24 protein-coding genes are annotated in these 18,948 nt (G+C 68.9%); 18 read left to right on the forward strand and 6 right to left on the reverse strand.

Annotation, left to right across the window (positions count from 1 at the left end; translation table 11 throughout):
* Nucleotides 1–42: 42 nt before the first annotated feature.
* The 11 genes from AADV74_RS02060 (at nt 43) to AADV74_RS02110 (ending at nt 8,324) form a co-directional block, all read left to right on the forward strand.
* On the forward strand, nt 43–804 hold the full coding sequence (locus tag AADV74_RS02060; protein ID WP_342111330.1) for an HAD family hydrolase: 762 nt from the start codon (nt 43–45) through the stop codon (nt 802–804).
* Nucleotides 801–1,127: a nuclear transport factor 2 family protein gene (locus AADV74_RS02065; RefSeq protein ID WP_342111332.1), complete on the forward strand. Its 327-nt coding sequence runs from the start codon at nt 801–803 to the stop codon at nt 1,125–1,127. Before AADV74_RS02060 ends, AADV74_RS02065 begins: the two co-directional genes overlap by 4 nt.
* A gap of 64 nt (nt 1,128–1,191) precedes the next feature.
* A complete protein-coding gene (gene ychF / locus AADV74_RS02070) occupies nt 1,192–2,265 on the forward strand; it encodes a redox-regulated ATPase YchF (RefSeq protein ID WP_342111334.1) in 1,074 nt (357 codons plus the stop codon).
* A gap of 368 nt (nt 2,266–2,633) precedes the next feature.
* Entirely contained in the window at nt 2,634–3,098 is a 465-nt protein-coding gene (locus tag AADV74_RS02075) for a phage tail protein (RefSeq protein ID WP_342111336.1), read from the forward strand.
* A 212-nt stretch (nt 3,099–3,310) separates the two neighbouring features.
* Nucleotides 3,311–3,895: an RNA polymerase sigma factor gene (locus tag AADV74_RS02080; protein WP_342111338.1), complete on the forward strand. Its 585-nt coding sequence runs from the start codon at nt 3,311–3,313 to the stop codon at nt 3,893–3,895.
* Nucleotides 3,896–3,966: 71 nt separating this feature from the next.
* Complete coding sequence (locus AADV74_RS02085) at nt 3,967–5,361, forward strand: hypothetical protein (RefSeq protein WP_342111340.1); 1,395 nt, start codon at nt 3,967–3,969, stop codon at nt 5,359–5,361.
* 90 nt (nt 5,362–5,451) lie between these two features.
* Nucleotides 5,452–6,351 (forward strand): DNA-formamidopyrimidine glycosylase family protein, encoded by a 900-nt coding sequence (locus AADV74_RS02090; RefSeq protein WP_342111342.1) that lies wholly within the window; start codon nt 5,452–5,454, stop codon nt 6,349–6,351.
* 52 nt (nt 6,352–6,403) lie between these two features.
* Nucleotides 6,404–6,595, forward strand: a complete 192-nt coding sequence (locus AADV74_RS02095; RefSeq protein ID WP_342111344.1) for a hypothetical protein — start codon at nt 6,404–6,406, stop codon at nt 6,593–6,595.
* 105 nt (nt 6,596–6,700) lie between these two features.
* A complete protein-coding gene (locus AADV74_RS02100; RefSeq protein ID WP_056167001.1) occupies nt 6,701–6,910 on the forward strand; it encodes a dodecin in 210 nt (69 codons plus the stop codon).
* 6 nt (nt 6,911–6,916) lie between these two features.
* A complete protein-coding gene (locus AADV74_RS02105; protein ID WP_342111349.1) occupies nt 6,917–7,399 on the forward strand; it encodes a nucleoside deaminase in 483 nt (160 codons plus the stop codon).
* 64 nt (nt 7,400–7,463) lie between these two features.
* On the forward strand, nt 7,464–8,324 hold the full coding sequence (locus tag AADV74_RS02110; protein WP_342111351.1) for an Fpg/Nei family DNA glycosylase: 861 nt from the start codon (nt 7,464–7,466) through the stop codon (nt 8,322–8,324).
* A gap of 31 nt (nt 8,325–8,355) precedes the next feature.
* Here the strand turns inward: AADV74_RS02110 and AADV74_RS02115 are convergent, their stop codons facing one another.
* From AADV74_RS02115 to AADV74_RS02125, 3 genes are all read right to left on the reverse strand, one after another.
* Nucleotides 8,356–8,931, reverse strand: coding sequence for a carboxymuconolactone decarboxylase family protein (locus AADV74_RS02115; RefSeq protein WP_342111353.1), 576 nt, complete (start codon nt 8,929–8,931; stop codon nt 8,356–8,358).
* Between the two features lie 71 nt (nt 8,932–9,002).
* Nucleotides 9,003–9,503 carry a tetratricopeptide repeat protein gene (locus AADV74_RS02120; RefSeq protein WP_342111354.1) on the reverse strand — a complete coding sequence of 167 codons (501 nt, stop codon included), beginning with the start codon at nt 9,501–9,503 and terminating at the stop codon, nt 9,003–9,005.
* Nucleotides 9,504–9,544: 41 nt separating this feature from the next.
* Nucleotides 9,545–9,877 (reverse strand): VOC family protein, encoded by a 333-nt coding sequence (locus AADV74_RS02125; protein ID WP_342111357.1) that lies wholly within the window; start codon nt 9,875–9,877, stop codon nt 9,545–9,547.
* 177 nt (nt 9,878–10,054) lie between these two features.
* On the opposite strand from AADV74_RS02125, the gene AADV74_RS02130 reads away from it, so the two are divergent.
* Nucleotides 10,055–10,795, forward strand: a complete 741-nt coding sequence (locus AADV74_RS02130; protein WP_342111359.1) for an LON peptidase substrate-binding domain-containing protein — start codon at nt 10,055–10,057, stop codon at nt 10,793–10,795.
* A gap of 1 nt (nt 10,796) precedes the next feature.
* Nucleotides 10,797–11,255, forward strand: coding sequence for a DUF4279 domain-containing protein (locus AADV74_RS02135; protein ID WP_342111360.1), 459 nt, complete (start codon nt 10,797–10,799; stop codon nt 11,253–11,255).
* A gap of 9 nt (nt 11,256–11,264) precedes the next feature.
* On the opposite strand, the gene AADV74_RS02140 is transcribed toward AADV74_RS02135, so the two are convergent.
* On the reverse strand, nt 11,265–12,200 hold the full coding sequence (locus AADV74_RS02140; RefSeq protein WP_342111362.1) for an SDR family oxidoreductase: 936 nt from the start codon (nt 12,198–12,200) through the stop codon (nt 11,265–11,267).
* A gap of 98 nt (nt 12,201–12,298) precedes the next feature.
* Between AADV74_RS02140 and AADV74_RS02145 the strand changes: the two genes are divergently transcribed.
* From AADV74_RS02145 to AADV74_RS02160, 4 genes are all read left to right on the forward strand, one after another.
* Nucleotides 12,299–12,979 carry a TetR/AcrR family transcriptional regulator gene (locus AADV74_RS02145; protein WP_342111364.1) on the forward strand — a complete coding sequence of 227 codons (681 nt, stop codon included), beginning with the start codon at nt 12,299–12,301 and terminating at the stop codon, nt 12,977–12,979.
* Between the two features lie 118 nt (nt 12,980–13,097).
* Nucleotides 13,098–14,762: a VWA domain-containing protein gene (locus tag AADV74_RS02150; RefSeq protein ID WP_342111366.1), complete on the forward strand. Its 1,665-nt coding sequence runs from the start codon at nt 13,098–13,100 to the stop codon at nt 14,760–14,762.
* A 141-nt stretch (nt 14,763–14,903) separates the two neighbouring features.
* A complete protein-coding gene (locus tag AADV74_RS02155; protein ID WP_342111368.1) occupies nt 14,904–15,299 on the forward strand; it encodes a ribonuclease E inhibitor RraB in 396 nt (131 codons plus the stop codon).
* A gap of 113 nt (nt 15,300–15,412) precedes the next feature.
* Nucleotides 15,413–16,012, forward strand: coding sequence for an RBBP9/YdeN family alpha/beta hydrolase (locus AADV74_RS02160; protein ID WP_342111370.1), 600 nt, complete (start codon nt 15,413–15,415; stop codon nt 16,010–16,012).
* Here AADV74_RS02160 and AADV74_RS02165 read toward each other — a convergent pair.
* Complete coding sequence (locus tag AADV74_RS02165; protein WP_342111372.1) at nt 15,957–16,088, reverse strand: hypothetical protein; 132 nt, start codon at nt 16,086–16,088, stop codon at nt 15,957–15,959. The two genes, AADV74_RS02160 and AADV74_RS02165, sit on opposite strands and share 56 nt — an antisense overlap.
* Before the next feature lie 67 nt (nt 16,089–16,155).
* Nucleotides 16,156–17,697, reverse strand: coding sequence for a DHA2 family efflux MFS transporter permease subunit (locus AADV74_RS02170; RefSeq protein WP_342111374.1), 1,542 nt, complete (start codon nt 17,695–17,697; stop codon nt 16,156–16,158).
* Nucleotides 17,698–17,930: 233 nt separating this feature from the next.
* Here AADV74_RS02170 and corA point away from each other — a divergent pair, with 233 nt between their 5' ends.
* Entirely contained in the window at nt 17,931–18,947 is a 1,017-nt protein-coding gene (gene corA, locus AADV74_RS02175) for a magnesium/cobalt transporter CorA (protein WP_342111375.1), read from the forward strand.
* The last annotated feature ends 1 nt before the right edge of the window (nt 18,948 follow it).

An 18,948-nucleotide genomic window follows, 5' to 3' on the forward strand; every position in this document is an offset into this window, starting at 1 on the left:
TCTCCCGGCCCCGCCGGAAGTAGGGGAGAGACAGGAGCTGCAGTGCATCCAGAACACGGTGATCGCGTCATCGAGACCCTGTTCCTCGACCTCGACGGAACGATGCTCGACTGGAGTCGGCTGCGCGAGGCCATCAGGTCCACCTGCGAGGGGCTCTCCGCGGCGCACCCCGGCCTCGACCCTCTCGAGATCGAGAAGGTCAACGACTCCGTCTGGGACACGTACTGGCCCGAGATCGAGCTCGACTGGTATCGCGGCCATCTTGACAACGACGAGCTCGGACTCGAGGCCTGGCGCCGCACCTTCGAGCAGTTCGGGCTGCACGACGCCGAGCTGCTGCAGGCGACGGCGGATGCCTATCACCGGGCCGAGCGCGGCGGGCACACCCTCTTCGACGACGTCGTCGACACCCTCGCCGAGGCGCGCGCGGCCGGCATCAGGCTGGCCGTCGTCACCAACGGACCCACCGGGGCGCAGCGCGCCAAGCTCGAGGCCCTGGGCATCGAGAACAGCTTCGACGCCGTCTTCGTCTCTGGTGAGGTCGGAGCGGCCAAGCCCGACCGCGCCATCTTCGACCACGCGCTGGCCGAGCTCGACGCCGACCCTGCCACCGCCTGGCACGTGGGCGACCTGCTCGACAAAGACGTGGCAGGGGCCCAGGCCGCCGGCATCCGGGGCATCTGGCTCAACCGTCTCGATGAGACGGCGACGGCGACGGATGCAGTCCCCGACCTCGAGATCACCTCGTTGCGCGAACTGCTGCCCGCCCTGCAGCTGCCGGCCCGCACCGGGGTCCGCTCGTGAACGCGTTGCCCGATCCGGTCGACGCCTTCTTCGAGGCGACCAACGCCGGTGACGTCGATCGCTTCGTCGCGGCCTTCGCGGCCGACGGCGTGATCGACGACTGGGGTCGCACCTTCACCGGCCACGATGGCGTTCGTCAATGGACCGAGGGCGAGTCCATCGGCGTCGAGCAGACCTTCGAGATCACGAGCTTCCGCATCGAGGGACGCACTGTGGTCGTACTCGCCGACGTCGGGGGCAACGGATTCAACGGACCGTCCACGTTCACGTTCGACCTCACCGACGACGGCTCCGCCATCGAGCGGATGGTCATCACGGCGTAGTCGCTGCGCGCCGACCGCCCGCACCCGCACCCGCGCGCACCCGCGACCGGTACCATTGACCCCCGTGGCTCTTACAATCGGCATCGTCGGCCTGCCCAACGTCGGCAAGTCAACCCTCTTCAACGCACTGACCAAGAATCAGGTGCTCGCGGCGAACTATCCGTTCGCCACGATCGAGCCGAATGTCGGGGTCGTGAACCTGCCCGATCCGCGCCTCGAGACCCTCGCCGGCATCTTCAGCAGCGAGCGCATCCTGCCGGCCCCGGTCTCCTTCGTCGACATCGCCGGCATCGTGCGCGGCGCGTCGGAGGGTGAGGGCCTCGGCAACAAGTTCCTCGCGAACATCCGCGAGGCCGACGCCATCGCCCAGGTCGTGCGCGGCTTCACCGATGACGACGTCGTGCACGTCGAGGGCAAGGTCGACCCCAAGTCCGACATGGAGACCATCAACACCGAGCTCATCCTCGCCGACATGGAGACCCTCGAGAAGGCGATCCCGCGGTTCGAGAAGGAGCTGAAGACCAAGAAGATCGGCTCCGACGTTCTCGTCGGAGCGCAGGAGGCTCTCGCCGAGCTGCAGAAGGGCACGCCACTCTCGGCCTCCAAGGTCGACATCACGCCCATCAAGGAGCTCGGCCTGCTCACGGCCAAGCCCTTCATCTACGTCTTCAACGTCGACGAGGCCGTGCTGACGGATGCCGCCAAGCGCGCCGAGCTCGAGGCCCTCGTCGCTCCTGCCCAGGCTGTCCTCCTCGACGCCAAGATCGAGTCCGAGCTGATCGACCTCGACCCGGCCGACGCCGCCGAGCTCCTCGCGTCGACCGGCCAGGACGAGTCCGGCCTCGACCAGCTCGCCCGCATCGGCTTCGCCACGCTCGGCCTGCAGACCTACCTCACGGCAGGTCCGAAGGAGACCCGCGCCTGGACGATCCCGACCGGTGCCAAGGCGCCCCAGGCGGCCGGCGTCATCCACACGGACTTCGAGCGCGGCTTCATCAAGGCCGAGGTCATCTCCTTCGACGACCTCGTCGCCACTGGCTCCATCGCCGAGGCCCGCTCGCATGGCAAGGCCCGCATCGAGGGCAAGGACTACGTCATGCAGGACGGCGACGTGGTGGAGTTCCGCTTCAACGTCTAGTCGGGCGAGCCGCCGCCCGAGACGGCGCGTCAAGAGAAGTCGAAGGTTCCCGGAGGACCGTCGTCGCTGCGTTCCACACCGCAGAGAGCGCATTCGTGGTACGCCAGACCCGTCTCCTCCTGGTGCCGCAGCACCCACTTGTGCATGCGCAACCTGCAGCGGAGGGGTCTCGTCGTCGTCATGGTGCACTCCCACTCTCGGACGGAAGCGCCTGAATGCTGACGCACCCGGTCATGGGCTCTGCTCGCATGGTAGTCCTGCCCGGCGCACCTGTGGGGTGGCATCCGGGAGTCACCGAGCAGGATCCGAGAAGCCCTCATCCCGACCGCCGCAGTACGGTGGGGTCAATTCGCACACCGGGAGGACCCATGCCGTACGCCGTCGACTTCGTGAACGTCTCCACGGAGGGCCTCGAGTCCTCGCCGGTCACGGATGCTCTCGCCGGGCTCCGTGCCAATGAGGCGCGGTACTTCAAGAACAAGTTCGACCACGTCTTCACGGTCAGTACCGTCGACGAGGACCCAGCCGCCCTCGATCGCGTGAGCCGCATCCTCAAGGAGGAGCGGGACATCGTGATCGCCTCCCGCCCGTTGGAGGTCACCGACTTCGAAGTCGACGGCACCCGGATGACGTACGTCTTCTACGAGTCCGGACTCTCGATCAACGTGATGTACGGCCTCGACGAGGGTGGCAAGCGAGCCGTCGGGTTCAAGCTCTCCGATGGGATGGAGGTCCCTGAAGAGTTGGCCGCACGATTCAAGTTCGCTCGCCAGAAGTCGAAGCTGGCCGGCACCATCCGCGGCTCCTTCTTCGTGATCAAGGGCGAGTACTGAGCTCGACCCGCGCAACTCAGGCTGGATTGCGATCGACAGGCGTGTCTGCACACGACACGCCCTGATGAACGCGATCGAGCCTGTATTGCGCAGGCCTGCGGCATCCGGAGATCAGGACGAGCGACCGGCGATCGACGCCGACCGGCGTCTCAGCTCCCGAACTTCGTCGTGCGCCCGTGCAAGACTCGCGGCAGACCCGACACATTCAGGGTGTGAGGATCGCCAGCACTGCAGCAGACGCCGACGTGACCGAGGGAGTGGGGATGCCCGAGAGCGCCGACCCGCCCCGTGAGGGCGCTGCGGCGAGCCACGACGTCGCCTGGTTCACCGCGGTCGTTCGAGAGCACTCCACCGCCCTCGTGCGCTACTTCGCCCGCCGCGGGCCTCGGCAGGACGCCGAGGACCTGGCCGCCGAGGTCTTCGCCACGGCCTGGCGTCGCCGCAGCGTCGTGCCGACCGACGCCGTTCTGCCGTGGCTGTACCGAACAGCCGGATTCACCCTCGCCAATCACCGCCGCAAGACGATCGACCTCCCCGTCGACGAGGTGCCGGAGGCCGGCACGGTTCGCGTCAGCGAGGATCCCGAGCTGAGCGCCCTGTTCGACGCCGAGCTCCGAGGGGCCCTCGCAACCGTGGGGGAGCGCGATCGGCACATCCTGCTGCTGCACGCCTGGGAGGGCCTGGACGGCGAGGAGCTCGCCGCGGTTCTCGGCATCTCGCGGTCGGGGGCGGATGCCGCTCTCTCCCGTGCCCGCAAGCGCCTCCGCGAGGCGTGGGGCGAACGGATGTCGTTCTAGACGCTCGTGCAAGGTTCGGCGCTCTCTGCACATAGGTATCAGTAGGCGCACGCACGAAAGGCTGAAGCGACATGAGCGATGACAACGGACTCGACCGGGACGACGGACTCGACCCCGAGGCGCGCCTGCGCGCCGCCGACCCCGCAGCCGAGGTCGAACCTCGCGCTGGATTCGTGGACGAGGTCATCGCTGCGGCGACTGGGGGCGTACCCGACTCCGAGGCGGCCACGGACGATCCGGCGGGGGAGCCGGCGCCCGTGACCGACCTCGGCACCGAGCGGGTGCGTCGGCGCCCGCGGTGGATACCGATCGCGGCCGTCGCCGCATCCATCGCGATCTTCGGTGCCGCCGGGTACGCCGTGGGGGCGTCGACGGGCGGAACTTCCACGCTCGCCGACGGTGCGGCGCCGCCCATTTCACTGCAGGGGGCCCCGCAGGGGGCGGCTGAGGGCGCCGCCGACTCCGGCGTCGCCCCGAATGTGCCTGCCGCGGGGGCGGCACCCGAGAGCCGCAAGATGGCCGCCGGCTCGACCGCCGACATGATGTACCCGTCGGGATTCGGGCGCAACGACTTCACGTCGTCGGGCCTGTCGACCGCTGGCGGATCGGCGCCGGGCTATGCGTTCGATGCTCGCGCGGCCTCGAACGTCGAGACCGTGTCGGCACTCGCTGCGGCGTTCGGACTCGAGGGCGTGCCCGAGCTGAAGGACGGCGCCTGGTATGTCGGGAGCCAGGACGGAACCGCTCCAGGGCTCTCGGTGTACCTCGACGGCACCCTCTCGTTCTCGTACTCGGATCCGGTGGCGAACCCCTGGAACTGCAAGGAGACCGACGAGACAGGGGCATGCGTACCCACGGGCGACGGCACCGTCCCGGGGGAGGAAGCCGCCATCGAATCCCTGCGCTCCGTGATCGCGGCAACCGGGCGCGACCCGGAGGCCTTCCAGTACAGCTCCGAGACGTGGGAGGGCTCGCTCACCCGCACCGCTCAGGCCTGGCCCGTCGTGGACGGCCAGCGCGTCGACCAGCCGTGGACTCTCGAGCTCGCGACAGCCGGCATCGTCAACTCCTACGGCGGACTGGCGACGATCGTTCCCCTGGGCGACTACGAGGTCGTCAGTGAGCAGGAGGCGTTCGAGCGGCTCTCCGACCCGCGATTCGGCGCCCAGATGACGAACCTCCCGATCGCGATGCGGGCGACGGATGCCGGCATCTCGGCCGAAGGCGACGCCCCGGTCGAGTGGGTGCCGCCCACCGAGCCGCCGGCGATGCCGTCGTCCGGAGCCGCACTGGCGTGGCCGGTGAACCAGGTCGACATCGTGAGTGCCAGGCTCGGGCTCGCGAGCCAGTGGCAGCCCGACGGAAGTGTGGTCGTCGTGCCGGCCTACGAACTCACCGACGCCGAGGGCGGCACCTGGTCGGTCATCGCCGTGGCCGACGAGATGCTCGACTTCGCGACGGAGTAGGGCGCCGGCGTGCGGCATCCGCAGACGGCTGCCGCACGCCGACCGGCATCCCGCTGACCGCATGTCGGCGGCATGTGCGAGGCTGGCGTCATGCCTGAATCACCGGAGGTGCAGGCGCTCGCCGAAGAACTCGGTGTGCGCCTGACTGGCCACGCGCTGACCGGCGTCGACGTGCTCGAGTTCCGCACCACGAAGACCCGCGCTCGTGCGCCGGAGTCGCTCATGGGTGAACGCGTCACCGGGGTGGCCCGCCACGGCAAGCTCCTCGATCTGGCCTTCGGAGCGCAGCATCTCGTCGTGTCGCTCGGCAGGCACGGCTGGGCCCGATGGGGTGGGGCGGACGCCGCCAGGGGCGAATCGCCCGCACCTGCAGGCGAACCCGCACCGGCGGACGCACCAGCGGCGAAGGACGCACCCGCGCCGCCACCGGCCCTGGTGACCCTCGCCTTCGACGACGCGTCGATCCTCGAGTTCACAGACGCCGGCGACTGGGTCTCGCTCGGTCTCTGGGTCGTCGACGACCCGGCCGAGGTGCCGGCTGTAGCGAAGCTCGGACCCGATCCAGCCGATCCGGCGTTCTCGCGCGAGGACTTCGACGGTGCCGTGGTCGGTCGTCGCAAACAGGTGAAGGCCGTGCTTCAGGAACAGGAGTCGCTGGCCGGCATCGGGAACGCCTACTCCGACGAGATCCTGCATGCTGCAAAAGTGTCGCCGGTGGTGCACGCGGCCAGCCTCGACGCCGACGCGCTCGACCGCCTCTTCGACGCCACCGTCGCGACCATCACAGGCGCGATCTCCGACCGCAGGGGCGTGGCGATCGCGAAGCTCAAAGAGACCAAGGTCGCGGCCATGCGTGTGCACGGTCGCGCAGGGGAGACCTGCCCTGTGTGCGGCGGCACCATTCACGACTTCAGCTTCGCCAGCACGACGGCGCAGTACTGCCCGAGCTGCCAGACCGGCGACGCGATCCTGCCACTCAGGGCATCCTGAGGAACTGGTGATCTTCGCTGCGCGATCGGGACGTGATGAGCGACACTGAGGCATGACAGAACGCCGCCTCACGCTCGCCTGCCCGCGCTGCGCGTCGACGGCGAACGTCGGCGTCGCCGTCGTGCCGACCATGGGGGACTCCGGTCTCGCCGTGGTCGACTACGACTGCCCGGGCGGATGCCGCTACGACGACATCAGCGAGGCCGTCGACGCTGCCCTCGGCATCCGTCGCGACCTCGGCTGACGGGCTCCATGACCTCACGGTGACATGTTCCGGCACGACGCCGCCGTGCCGGAGTAGCCTCGGAACCACCCCGCACCGCCGCGGTCGCGGGCCGACGGGAGCATCATGAGCAACCACACCTATCGCGTCACCGAGATCGTCGGAACCTCGCCCGAGAGCACCGACACCGCCATCCGCAACGGCATCGCCCGCGCTGCACAGACCCTGCGCAACATCGACTGGTTCGAGGTCGTCTCGACGCGGGGCGAGGTCGCCGACGGTGCCGTCGCGCACTTCCAGGTCACCCTCAAGGTCGGCTTCAGACTCGAGGACTGACAGGTCGTGCCGGTGACGGAAGCCGACCGCCGGGCGCTCGCCCGCGCGGTCGAGCTGGCTCGCGAGGCGCTCGAAGCCGGCGACGAGCCGTTCGGCTCGGTGCTGACGGATGCCGCAGGCGCGACCCTGTTCGAGGATCGCAACCGCACCTCGGGTGGCGATGAGACCCTGCATCCGGAGTTCGAGATCGCCCGATGGGCCGCGAACAGCCTCGCCCCCGACGAGCGGGCACTGGCCATCGTCTACACCTCGGGCGAGCACTGCCCGATGTGCTCGGCGGCGCACGCCTGGGTGGGGCTCGGCCGCATCGTCTATGCGGCATCCGCCACCCAGATCAGCGGCTGGCGCTCCGAGTGGGGTCTCGCGCCGAGCGCCGTCGCGGTGCTGCCCATCACGACCGTCGCGCCCGCAGTCCCGGTCGACGGACCGGTCGAGCCGTTCGCCTCCGAGGTGAAGGAGCTCCTGCGGCGATCGGCTGATCGGGCCTGAACGCCGCTGAGTGGATGGGCGCAACCCCCTCCCGAATGTCGCACCGTCGGGCCAGACTGGACGCGTGCCCGAGATGCCCGAGGTCCACGCGCTCGTCGCCTTCCTGGCGGAGCGCACCGTCGGCCACGCCATCAGCCTCGCGACCATCACCTCGTTCTCGGCGCTGAAGACCTTCGACCCGCCCATCGACGCTCTCGACGGGGCGACGATCGCCAGTGTCACGCGCCACGGCAAGTTCATCGACATTGGCACCGATGCCGCCCATCTCGTCTTCCACCTGGCCCGAGCCGGCTGGCTGCGCTGGTTCGACGCGGTGCCCGCGACCGCGATCAAGCCCGGGCGCTCGCCCATAGCCCTGCGAGTGCGACTCGACGACGGCTCCGGCTTCGACCTCACCGAGGCCGGCAGCAAGAAGTCTCTCGCCGTCTATGTGGTTCGCGACCCGCACGACGTACCGGGCATCGCCCGACTCGGCCCCGACGCCCTCGCCGACGACTTCACGGAGGCCGAGTTCGCCGAGGTGCTCCGAGGGCGACGCACCCAGATCAAGGGGCTGCTGCGCGACCAGTCGATCATCGCCGGCATCGGGAACGCCTACTCAGACGAGATCCTGCACGTCGCGAAGCTCTCACCGTTCGCCATCGCGGCGACGATGTCGCCCGAGACCGTCGAGCACCTCTACGACGCTATGCGCACGACGCTGACGGATGCCGCGGCCACAGCCTCCGGCAAGCCGCCCGCCGAGCTCAAAGACGCCAAGCGGGCCAACATGCGGGTGCACGCGCGCTCGGGCCTGCCGTGCCCGGTGTGCGGCGACACCGTGCGCGACGTCAACTTCCACGACTCGAGCCTGCAGTACTGCCCGACCTGCCAGACCGGCGGCAAGGTGCTCGCAGACCGCATCCTGTCGCGGTTGCTCAAATAGGTGCGCAAGGGAGCGGGCGGACAGCGCCTGGTCAGATGCCGGCGACCAGGGCCTCCTTCAGCTCCTCGCTGATCCCCGGCGTCTCGTCCACGTCGACCGCGAGAGCCTGCACAGCGCGGCTGTAGTAATTGCGCGCCGCGGCCGCCAGGGTGATGTCGAGGATCTCGCGGTCGCTGAACCCGACTTCGCGCAGGCGCTGGCTGTCGGCATCCGTCATCACCGAGGCGTCGATGCTCACCTGCTCGGCGAATGCCATCATGGCCACCTCGGCCTCGGTGAGGTCGGCGTCGGTGTAATCGCGCGCGAGCCGGACCAGCTGGTCCTCGTCGAACAGCGCGAGGGTGAATGTGCGGCGCCCGTGGGCCAGCCGGCAGTGCCGGGAGTGCGACCCGCGCGCCGCCGCGAGCGTCACCAGTTCGTACCGGCGCTTGCCCATCGGCCGGCCGATGGCGGTGATCAGCGCCTCCCACGCGTCGTAGGCCTCCGGGTGCAGCCCCATCACCCGCGTGTGGGCGGCGACGAAGCCCTGGTCGGCGATGTCGTCGGCGTAGAGCTCGGCTAGGCGCCCCGTGGCCTCGTCATCGGGAACTGTGCGGATGATCGACATGCTCATGCCTCCTCGAACGGATGCCGTCCATCGTGGCACCGAGCGTCCCTCGGCGGAAGGGATCGCCAGACCTACTCAGGTTCGGTGAGCAGCCGCGCGTAGTTCGCCATCGAGCGCCTGTAGCGGGGAAGGTGCGGCACGAGCGCCTCGATCGCGACGCGCAGCGCCTCATCGGGTGAGCCTAGGTCGTGCAGGATCAGCGCTCGCACGGCGCTGGGCGCACCACCGAGGGCATGCGGGTCGGCCTTCGCGATGATCGCGAGTGCTGCATCTGGTTCACCGAGGACCCGTCGGGAACTCGCCATCTGGACCAGGGTTCGGGCCCGTCGGACGTCATCGAGTCCGGCGGCCAGCCCGGCCGCGTAGTGACCGACGGCCTCGCCGGTGCGTCCTGTCGAATCACGGATGCAGCCGCGCTCGAATTCAGAGCGACCGTCATCGGCCGGGCAGTCGGCAGCGAGGGCGTCGAGGCGTGCGACGAACGGATGCGCCTGCACGTCGCTCTCGGGAGGGGCTGCGTCGAACGCCTCCCAGAACTCCGCGACCCGCTGTTCCCACTCGTCGATCGTCATGAGTCAACGCTAGCGAGCCGCCAGCAGTCGCGGCCGCAGCCCTACCCCTCCGGGTGCTGGTCGAACACGAACCATGCATTCCCGGCCGGATCGACGAGGCCCGCGACCGCGCCGTCGGGGATCGGCCGCGGGGGCGCGGTCACCGTCAGCCCCGGCGTCTCGGCGAGGTACTCGTCGAGGTCGTCGACCTCGTACATCGGGCCTGCCGGGTCGGGGTCGACCGAGAGCATGACCTGGATGTCACTGTCGGGGATCTGGAAGGCGACGGTGTCGTCGCCCTCGCGCCAGGCCTCCTCCCAACCGAGGACGTCGCGATAGAAGGCGTCCGCCGCGGCGAGGTCGGTAACGGGTGCGTGCAGGAATCGGAGCTTCACGGGTACCTCCGGTCGGGATGGGCGTCGGCGTCGCCCCAGACCATACTCGGGTCGAGCGTGGTCGGGAAGTGCCGGCGTCGGGCAGCACCGTCGCTGCGGCATCCGCAGCCCGACCCGATCCTGTGTACCTGCCGGTGATCCATGGCCTTCGGTGCCGCGACGTGGTTCGCTGGCATCATGGCCGAGCTGGCGATGTTCCCCCTGGGTTCCGTGCTCTTCCCGCACATGCCGTTGCTCCTGCGCGTCTTCGAGCCGCGCTACCTCGTGATGCTCTCGAGACTGCTGGAGGAGATCCCGGCCGAGTTCGGGGTCGTGCTCATCGAACGCGGCCAGGAGGTCGGCGGCGGAGAGCACAGGTTCTCGGTCGGCACCGTCGCGACGGTCACCGAGATGGGAACGGCCGACGGCACCCTCGCGCTGGTCGCGCAGGGCGGACGCCGCATCGAGGTGGTCGACTGGCTGCCGGAGGATCCGCACCCCGTGGCCGAGGTGCGAGTGCTGCCGGAGCTGGTCTGGTCGGAGGACGATCGCGGAGCGCTCGAGAATGCCGAACGGGTGGTGCGCCGATCCCTCGCTCGGGCGAGCGAGTTCGTCGAGGGGTCGTGGTCCGCCGATGTGACCCTCTCCGAAGATCCGGCCGAGGCATCGTGGCAGCTCGCGGGCATAGCCCCGCTCGGCGAACTCGACCAGGTCGCCCTGCTGCGATCGACGAGCTTCGGCTCCCTGTTGGCGTCCGTCGCCGAGCTCACTGCGGCGGCCGGGGAGATCGTCGCACCGGCCTGGCTCGATCCGGTGACGGATGCCGGAGCCGCCGGCGACATCGACGACGGAGACGACGACCCGCTCGGCGAGCCCGATGATGACGACGATGATGACGACGACCGGGGTGGCGAGGGCCGCTACGGACTGGGGGGATGACATGCCGACAGACGACATCGCGACGCTCGCGATCTACTCCGACCATCTGAGCGCGGCGGCGGTGACCGCGGCGCTCGGGGTCGAGCCCACGTCGATCCACGAGATCGGCGATGCGCGCCGACGCTCCCGCTCGCGCCGGGCGGGCAGTCACTCGCCGACGCAGTACACCCACTCGCTCTGGGAACACACCGTGCGGGGTGATCCGGCCCACGCCGGAGTGGCGGATGCCGCCGGCTCCACCAGCATTCGCCTGCTCGTCGACGTCTTCCGCGAGAAGCAGGAGCAGCTGGAGAAGCTGCGTGCCGACTACGAGCTGCGACTCTGGTGGTCGGCGATTTCATCGAGCACGCAGGCACCGTTCGTCTTCGACGCAGAGCTCATCCGCGGCCTCGCGATCATCGGCTGCGATCTGTACGGCACCGCGTACCTGGAGGCCGACGGGATCGATGCCGTGCTCTAGCACCCGGTGTCAGGCCGCCAAGGAGGCGGCATCCGGCAACCGCGTGCCCGTGAGCGACTCGGCGACGGTCCAGAGCGAGGCCGCCAGGTCCACACCCCTGGCCGAGCGCGGCGGGTCGACGCGCTTGGTCGGGCCGACGAGGCCGAGACGGTTGGGGCCGTAGTAGCTGCCCTGCGGTGCGTAGGGATAGGTCGCAGCGAACAGCAGCGGCTCGGTGCCCTGCTCGACGTCCTGTGACGGCACGATGGTGCGGTCACCGGAGAGTGGCGAACGGTGCGGCGTCTCGCGCCCGAGATTGGCGCCGGCGCTCTGCAGGTTGGTGCGCGTGAAGCCCGGGTGCGCGAAGGTGCTCAGCAGCTTCCATCCGCGCTCGTCCGAGACGCGCGCGAGGTGCTGGGCGGCGAGCATGTTCGCCAGCTTCGACTGCGCGTAGGCGAGCATCGGCACGTAGCGGCGCTCGACGTACTGCAGGTCGTCGAAGTGGATCCTCCCGGCGTTGGCCACGCCACTGGTCATCGTGGTCACCCGCGGTTGCTCCGACTCGAGCACGAGCGGCAGCAGCAGGTTCGTCAGGGCGAACGGGCCGAGGAAGTTCGATCCGAACTGCAGCTCGAAGCCGTCGCGCGTCTCCATGCGCTTCGGCGGAGCCATCACGCCGGCATTGTTGACGAGGGTGTCGACGGGGCGGCCGTCGACAATGAGCGAATCGGCGAAGGCGTGCACCGTCGCCAGCTCGGACAGGTCGATGTGCCGGACCTCGAGACTTGACGCCGGGAACCGGTCGAGGATGTCCGCACGGGCCGCCTCGCCCTTCTCGATGGTGCGAACGGCCATGACGACGTGGGCTCCGGCCGCGGCGAGGCGCATCGCGGCCTCCTTGCCGGTTCCGCTGTTCGCGCCGGTGACGACGACGAGGCGTCCGGACTGGTCGGGCACGGTGTACATGGGGACTCCTTCGAGAGATAATAGACCGATGGTCTCTTACGAGATCCACGATAACAGACCGCAGTTCTGTTATTTCTGTTGTGAAGGAAAGACTCAGGATGACGTCCGCAGCACCGTTCCATCGGGCCCGCAACGACGGGCAGCGCGCCGAGCGCCGCCAGGCCATCCTCGATGCAGCCGCCGATATCCTCTCCGAAACGCGCGTCTCCGAGCTGAGCCTCACCGCTCTCGCCCACCGAGTGGGACTCGCGAAATCGAATGTGCTGCGCTACTTCGACTCGCGCGAGGCCGTGCTTCTCGAGCTCTACGACCGCGAGTTCCGCGGCTGGCTGACCGATCTCCGCGCGCTGACGGATGCCGACCCTCGGGCGGCCGCAACCGTCGACGGCCTCGCCGCCATGATCGCCGCTGCGGCCGTCGACCGACCCGTCTTCTGCGACCTGTGCGCCAGTGCCGCCGTCGTACTCGAACGGAACGTCTCGGTCGTGGCGGCAGCCGCCTACAAGCGCTCGTCGCTCGAGACAGCGCACGAGCTGGCGGGGTTCGCGCGGCCAGCGCTGGGGGAGAACGGCGATGCGGCCGCCCTGGCATTCTCGGGCGGCACGATCATCGTCATCGGCGGCCTCTGGGCGGCCTCGCAGCCCTCCCCGGCGATGGCGGAGGCATACGCAGGCGATCCGGCACTCGCAGCCATGCGCATCGACCTGCGTGTCGGCATCCGGGAGCTCGTGGCGACCCTCATCGTGGGTCTGCGTGAACGGGCTCCCAAGCTCGACTGAACTACCTCTTGCGCTCCGGCTCCCGTCGGATACACTGACGTCGGCCCCCTCACGGGGGTCACACCACAACTAGACGAATCCTGGCTGCTGACGGCCTCGTATCGACAATGGAGTCATCGTGGGACGTCACACAGTCAAGCGACGCCGTCCAGGCCTGATCTGGGGCTCCGTCGCCGCAATCGTGGCCATCTGCGTCGTCGCCGGTGGCGGCATCGCGTGGGCGAGCGGCTCCCTCGACGGCATGCTGCCCACAGGGACCCCGACTGCATCCTGCGACTCCGTCAGCCCGCTGGCCGTCGTCGCCGATCCGGCCATCGCCCCGGTCATGGCGAGCATCGCGGCTGACTTCGACGCGGACCATCCCTGCACTCAGACCACGGTGAAGGCCCAGGACTCCGCCGACACGGCATCGGTCCTCGCCGCGGGAAACGACGTGCACGCCGACGTCTGGGTTCCGGATTCCGCCGCCTGGCGAACGCGCACGGACGCGACGGCCGCCTCCTTGGGCCGGCCAGCACCCACGGCCGATTTCGGTGACGCCGTCGCGACCACGCCCGTCGTCTTCGCCGCACCCGCGGCGCAGTCGGCGGCGTTCGCCGAGAACCCCGTGGGATGGGCGTCGATCCTCGACGGCTCACTGTCGGCGTTACTGCCAGACCCGGAGGGCAGCGGGGCGAGCCTCGCCGCACTCGGAGCCCTGGGTGCCCACGCGCCTGGGGACGACGCCCGCCCGTTCGCCGGCGCGATGATCGCCCTCGGCAAGACGATCCCGCGCTCGCTCGACGCCGCGCTCGTCTCGGCGGAGTCTGCGGCTGTCCCGACTGTCGTCGTGACCACCGAACAGGCCGTGGCGTCGACGAACTCCGCACCCGACAGCGACCAGTTCCTCGCCCTCTATCCGGCCGACGGCACGGTCGGGGTCGACTTCCCCTTCGTGCGCGTCGGTGGCGCGTCCACAGGCGACGAGAAGCTCGATGCCCTCATCGCGGGTTTCGAGGATGCGGTCCATGCCTCGGCCGAAGCGATCGCGGATGGCGGATTCCGGGAGGGCGACGGTACCGGGATCGTCGATGCGCCGGGCGTCGTCGCGCAGCCCGTCGTGCTGATGGCCGGAGCCGACGGCGCATCGCAGCTCAGCGTCCTGCGCACCTGGGGTGTGCTCAACCTGCGGTCGCGGATGCTCGCGGCGATCGATGTCTCGGGCTCGATGGAAGAGCCGTCCGAGAGCGGGCTCCGCCGCATCGACATCTTCCAGCAGGCGGCATCAGGGGCACTGCAGAAGTTCTCGGGCGAGGTGGAGCTCGGCGTCTGGGTGTTCTCGACCCAGCGCGACGGCGAGAAGGACTGGGAGGATCTCGCCCCCATCGCCCCGCTCGGGGACGCCGCACACAGCCAGCTGATCGCCGGCATCGTCTCCTCCCTGCCCGACCGCCTGGGAGGTGCGACCGGCCTGTACGACACCACGCTCGCCGGCGTGAAGAACGTGCGCGACGGCTACGACGCCTCCAAGGTGAACTCCCTGCTGGTGATCACCGACGGCAAGAACGAGGACGAGAACGGCATCTCCCTCGACGACCTGCTCGCGGAGCTGGAGAAGCAGGCCGATCCCGACAGGCCCGTCCCCGTGATCATGATCGGCTTCGGCCCCGACACCGACCTCGATGCCATGGCCAGGATCGCGAAGGTCACCGGTGGGGCCGCCTACTCGGCCGCGAAGCCCGAGGATCTGGGCGACGTGCTGGTCGACGCGCTGTCGCAGCGGTCCTGCCGCCCCGACTGCTGACGCCATCATTTCCGAGGTGAAAGTTTCTCCCTGCGGATCAGGGAGATTCCTCGGAGTGCGCTGGGAGCTGTTGAGAGGGGATGCGCCCCGAACGGGGGAGTCGGTACTGTGACCATAAATGGTCACAGAAGGGATCAACGAATGACCGACGAGTACACCCGACGTCTCGCCTCTCAGTTCGCAGTCGATCGCACGCAGATCGACAATCGCCGGATACTCGGCGACGACCTGTCCCGGCTTCGCGAGGTCGAACATTTCGCCTCTTTCCCGACGGATGCCGACGCCCGAGCCGCTGTCGCCGAGCTGGAGCGGCTCTCGTTCCGCTGCTCGACGATGTCGACGAACATTTCGCACGTGATGTGCGCCGTGCGTCTCGACGCGGTCGACGAGGAGAGCGCGCGGTATTTCGTGCGCGCGGTCACCGCGGTCGTCGACGCCCACTCCGGCGACTATGACGGGTGGGGCGCTCCTGTCGTCACATCGCGCCGCCCCCTCGTGCACATCCCCGACTCTCCCGAGGAGATCCACTGGTCCTGATGGACCGCATGGCCTGAGGTCGAGATGCCGCCACGAGATCGTGGCGGCATCTCGACGAAGGATGACGGTCGTCCAGCGGCCTCACCGCGCCGGCGCTGGCAGAGTGGATGGCCATGAGCATCGTGATGGTCCCGGGGATCGACGGGTCGGGCGCGCAGCATTGGCAGACCCTCTGGGGAAACGACGACCCCGGCATCCGGAGTATTGCGCCATCGTCCTGGACGCATCCCGAGATCGAGGACTGGATCGCCGCCCTCGAGCAGGCCGTCGACCGAGCGAGTGAGTCCGGCGCGGGCGAGGTGCTCATCGTCGCCCACAGCCTCGGCTGCATCGCCGCGGTGGAGTTGCTCGGCAGAGGGCGTGCCACCGGGGTCGCCGGAGCCGTGCTGATCGCGCCGCCCGATGAGGCGATCGATGTGTTCCCGGAGCGCTGCCCCAGCTTCATCGGCATCGCCAGACGGGCCGCATCCGTTCCCCTGCTGCTGATCGCGAGCAGCGACGACCCCTACTGCTCTGCGGATGCCTCAGTGGAGCTGGCAACGCGCTGGAACGCCAAGCTCGTCGTCGCGGGCGCGCTCGGGCACATCAACACCGACAGCGGGCTCGGTGCCTGGCCCGACGGACGCGCGCTGGTGGATGCCTTCGCCGAGCGGGTGCTCAGGGAGCCGGCGCCGGGCCCTCGGACGGCTCCGCGTCCGGCAGCCATTCCTTGAGGATCTCGGGCTCGGGGGAGACCTCGTCCTCTTCGCGGTCGAGTTCCTCGCGGTCTGCAGCTGTGTTGTCGCTCATGTCCTGAGCCTAGCCAGACATCAGCGGCGATCAGCGTGTGCCGGGCGGTCCCGCTCGACGAGTGCGGTCAGTGGGCGATGACGCCCTCTGGGGCATCGACGGGCTTGCGGATGAAGAGCGCCGCCACGATGCCGAGCATCGAGATGATCGCTCCGGCCAGGAACGCCGCCTGCACTCCGCCGGCCGCTGCAGTGTTCGGCGCATCGCCTGCCGCCGTGAGCGCTGCCGTCTGTGTGGCCATCAGGGTGATGAACAGGGCTGTTCCCGTGGCGCCGGCGACCTGCTGCACAGTGCCGATCACAGCACTGCCGTGCGAGTACAGGTGCGGCTGCACCGAACCGAGGCCGGCGGTGAACAGCGGGGTGAACAGGAAGGCGAGCCCGACGCTCAGAGTGACGTGCGCGGCGAGGATGAAGAGCGGCGAGGTGTCCTCGGAGACGGTCGTGAGGGTCCAGAGCACTCCGCTCACGACTATGGCTCCGGGAACGAGGAGTACGCGCGGGCCGACCCTGTCGTAGAGGCGCCCGACGAGCGGCGCGAGCAGGCCCATGACGAGACCGCCCGGCAGCAGGATGAGGCCGATCTGCCAGGTGGGAAGGCCCAGGACCTGCTGCATGTAGATGGGCAGCACGATGATGGTGCCGAACAGCGCCATCATGCTGACCGCCATCATGATCACCGAGAAGGTGAAGGTCGATGAGCGGAACACGCGCAGGTCGAGCAGGGCGCGGTCGCGTCGCTGCAGAAGCAGTTGGCGGATGATGAAGGCGGCCAGCGAGACGGCTCCGACACCGAGCGAGATCCACATGGGCATCGCGGCCATGGCGGCGTCCTCACCTGCGGCCGGCGTCTCGCCGATGCGGCTCAGCCCGTAGACGAGGCCTCCGAAGCCGAATGCCGAGAGGACGACGGAGAGGGAGTCGATGGGCGCCTTGCGCGTCTCGCCGACGTTCTGCAGGCGACGGTAGCCGAGCACCAGCATCGCGAGCGCGATGGGCAGCACGATCCAGAACATCCAGCGCCAGCTCAGCAGGGAGAGCACGACGCCCGAGATGATCGGGCCGATTGCCGGAGCCACCGAGATGACGATGGAGACGTTGCCCATGGTCTTCCCGCGTTCCGCGGTGGGCACGACGGTCATGATCGTCGTCATCAGCAGCGGCATCATGATGGCGGTTCCCGAGGCCTGGATGATGCGGGCTGCGAGCAGCACCTCGAACCCCGGTGCGAGGGCGGCGAGGAGCGTGCCGAGCGAGAACAGCGTCATCGCTGTGATGAACATGGAGCGCGTCGTGAAGCGCTGCAGCAGGAAACCCGTGACGGGGATGATGATCGCCATCGTCAGCATGAACGACGTCGACAGCCACTGGGCCGCACGGGCGTCGATGCCGAGGTCGACCTGCAGCGTCTTGATCGCGACGCTCATGATCGTCTCGTTCAGGATGACGACGAAGGTGGCGACGAGCAGTACCCAGAGCACGCTGCGCTCACGGCCGGCGCGTTCCGCGCGGGCGGCATCCGTCTGAGTCTGATCCGACGGCGTCTGGTCGGTGCGGCCGGAGGCCAGATCACTCGGCGCCAAGGCGTCGGAGGTGGTCTTGTCGGTCACTGGGATCCCCTTAAGGGTGGGAGGGTGGCTGGGCGAGCGAGGGCGGCGTTGCCTCCGAAGAGCTGTCGCGTGTACTGAGTGCGAACCGGAGCGACGCCGACGACATTCCCGGAATCGGCGAAGAATTCCGGACGTCGACCGTGAGTGTTCCGCGAGGGTACCGCGAGGGTACCGCGAGCCGCCGACACTGCGGCGTACTCTGAGGCCGTCCGTCCGCTGCACCGAAGGAATCCATGGCCGTCATCGACAACGCCGTCTACGTCGACGGGAAGCGGGTGGCGACGCCCGAGACCCTCGACCTCACACTGGAGGCGAAGGCCGAGCTCGGCGGGTTCGCCTGGATCGGGCTGTACCGACCGAGCGAGATCGAGCTGAACGCCGTGGCAGCCGAGTTCGGGCTGCACCACCTGGCCGTCGAGGACGCCAGGAACGGCCATCAGCGGGCGAAGCTCGAGCGCTACGGCGACACTCTGTTCGTGGTGCTGAGGCCAGCTCGCTACCTCGACGATGTGGAGGAGGTGGAGTTCGGCGAGGTGCACATCTTCATCGGGCCGGACTTCGTGGTCAGCATCCGGCACGCCGAAGCCCCGAACCTGGCCGCCGTCCGCCACCGCCTCGAGGCCGCGCCCGAGCTGCTGGCACAGGGCCCGGAGGCAGTGCTGTACGCCATCCTCGACGAGGTGGTCGACGAGTACACGCCGGTCATGGCCGGGCTCGAGAACGACATCGACGAGATCGAGGACCAGATCTTCGACGGCGACTCCGCCGTGTCACGCCGCATCTACGACCTCTCGGGCGAGGTCATCAAGTTCCAGCGTGCGACGCAGCCCCTCGTCGGCATGCTCGCCGGCCTGCAGGCAGGGTCGGAGAAGTACGGTGTCGATCTGGAGCTGCAGCGCCACCTGCGCGACGTCAACGACCACGTGCTGCGCATCATCGACCGGGGCGACAGCTACCGGCAGCTGCTGCAGAGCGCCCTCACCGTGCAGTTGACCCTCGTGGGACAGCGCCAGAACGACGAGATGCGCAACCTCTCTGAGACCAATATCGCGCAGAGCGAGGAGGTCAAGAAGATCTCGAGCTGGGCGGCGATCCTGTTCGCCCCGACCCTGGTCGGAACCGTGTACGGCATGAACTTCGACTACATGCCCGAACTGCACTGGCGGTGGGGCTACCCGTTCGCTCTGGCGCTCATGGTGGCGATGGGGTTCGGCCTCTACAAGGTGTTCAAGAAGCGCGGTTGGCTCTAGC

Source organism: Leifsonia stereocauli, assembly GCF_038432415.1.
In the GTDB taxonomy this organism is placed as follows: Bacteria; Actinomycetota; Actinomycetes; order Actinomycetales; family Microbacteriaceae; genus Orlajensenia; species Orlajensenia stereocauli.

What these genes read in the sequence shown, in the direction of transcription:
- AADV74_RS02075 (WP_342111336.1), top strand. Translation starts at nt 2,634, where the DNA reads ATGCCGTACGCCGTCGACTTCGTGAACGTCTCCACGGAGGGCCTCGAG.
- AADV74_RS02085 (WP_342111340.1), top strand. Translation starts at nt 3,967, where the DNA reads ATGAGCGATGACAACGGACTCGACCGGGACGACGGACTCGACCCCGAG.
- AADV74_RS02090 (WP_342111342.1), top strand. Translation starts at nt 5,452, where the DNA reads ATGCCTGAATCACCGGAGGTGCAGGCGCTCGCCGAAGAACTCGGTGTG.
- AADV74_RS02095 (WP_342111344.1), top strand. Translation starts at nt 6,404, where the DNA reads ATGACAGAACGCCGCCTCACGCTCGCCTGCCCGCGCTGCGCGTCGACG.
- AADV74_RS02100 (WP_056167001.1), top strand. Translation starts at nt 6,701, where the DNA reads ATGAGCAACCACACCTATCGCGTCACCGAGATCGTCGGAACCTCGCCC.
- AADV74_RS02115 (WP_342111353.1), bottom strand. Translation starts at nt 8,931, where the DNA reads ATGTCGATCATCCGCACAGTTCCCGATGACGAGGCCACGGGGCGCCTA.
- AADV74_RS02120 (WP_342111354.1), bottom strand. Translation starts at nt 9,503, where the DNA reads ATGACGATCGACGAGTGGGAACAGCGGGTCGCGGAGTTCTGGGAGGCG.
- AADV74_RS02130 (WP_342111359.1), top strand. Translation starts at nt 10,055, where the DNA reads ATGGCCGAGCTGGCGATGTTCCCCCTGGGTTCCGTGCTCTTCCCGCAC.
- AADV74_RS02135 (WP_342111360.1), top strand. Translation starts at nt 10,797, where the DNA reads ATGCCGACAGACGACATCGCGACGCTCGCGATCTACTCCGACCATCTG.
- AADV74_RS02140 (WP_342111362.1), bottom strand. Translation starts at nt 12,200, where the DNA reads ATGTACACCGTGCCCGACCAGTCCGGACGCCTCGTCGTCGTCACCGGC.
- AADV74_RS02145 (WP_342111364.1), top strand. Translation starts at nt 12,299, where the DNA reads ATGACGTCCGCAGCACCGTTCCATCGGGCCCGCAACGACGGGCAGCGC.
- AADV74_RS02155 (WP_342111368.1), top strand. Translation starts at nt 14,904, where the DNA reads ATGACCGACGAGTACACCCGACGTCTCGCCTCTCAGTTCGCAGTCGAT.
- AADV74_RS02160 (WP_342111370.1), top strand. Translation starts at nt 15,413, where the DNA reads ATGAGCATCGTGATGGTCCCGGGGATCGACGGGTCGGGCGCGCAGCAT.
- AADV74_RS02165 (WP_342111372.1), bottom strand. Translation starts at nt 16,088, where the DNA reads ATGAGCGACAACACAGCTGCAGACCGCGAGGAACTCGACCGCGAAGAG.
- corA (WP_342111375.1), top strand. Translation starts at nt 17,931, where the DNA reads ATGGCCGTCATCGACAACGCCGTCTACGTCGACGGGAAGCGGGTGGCG.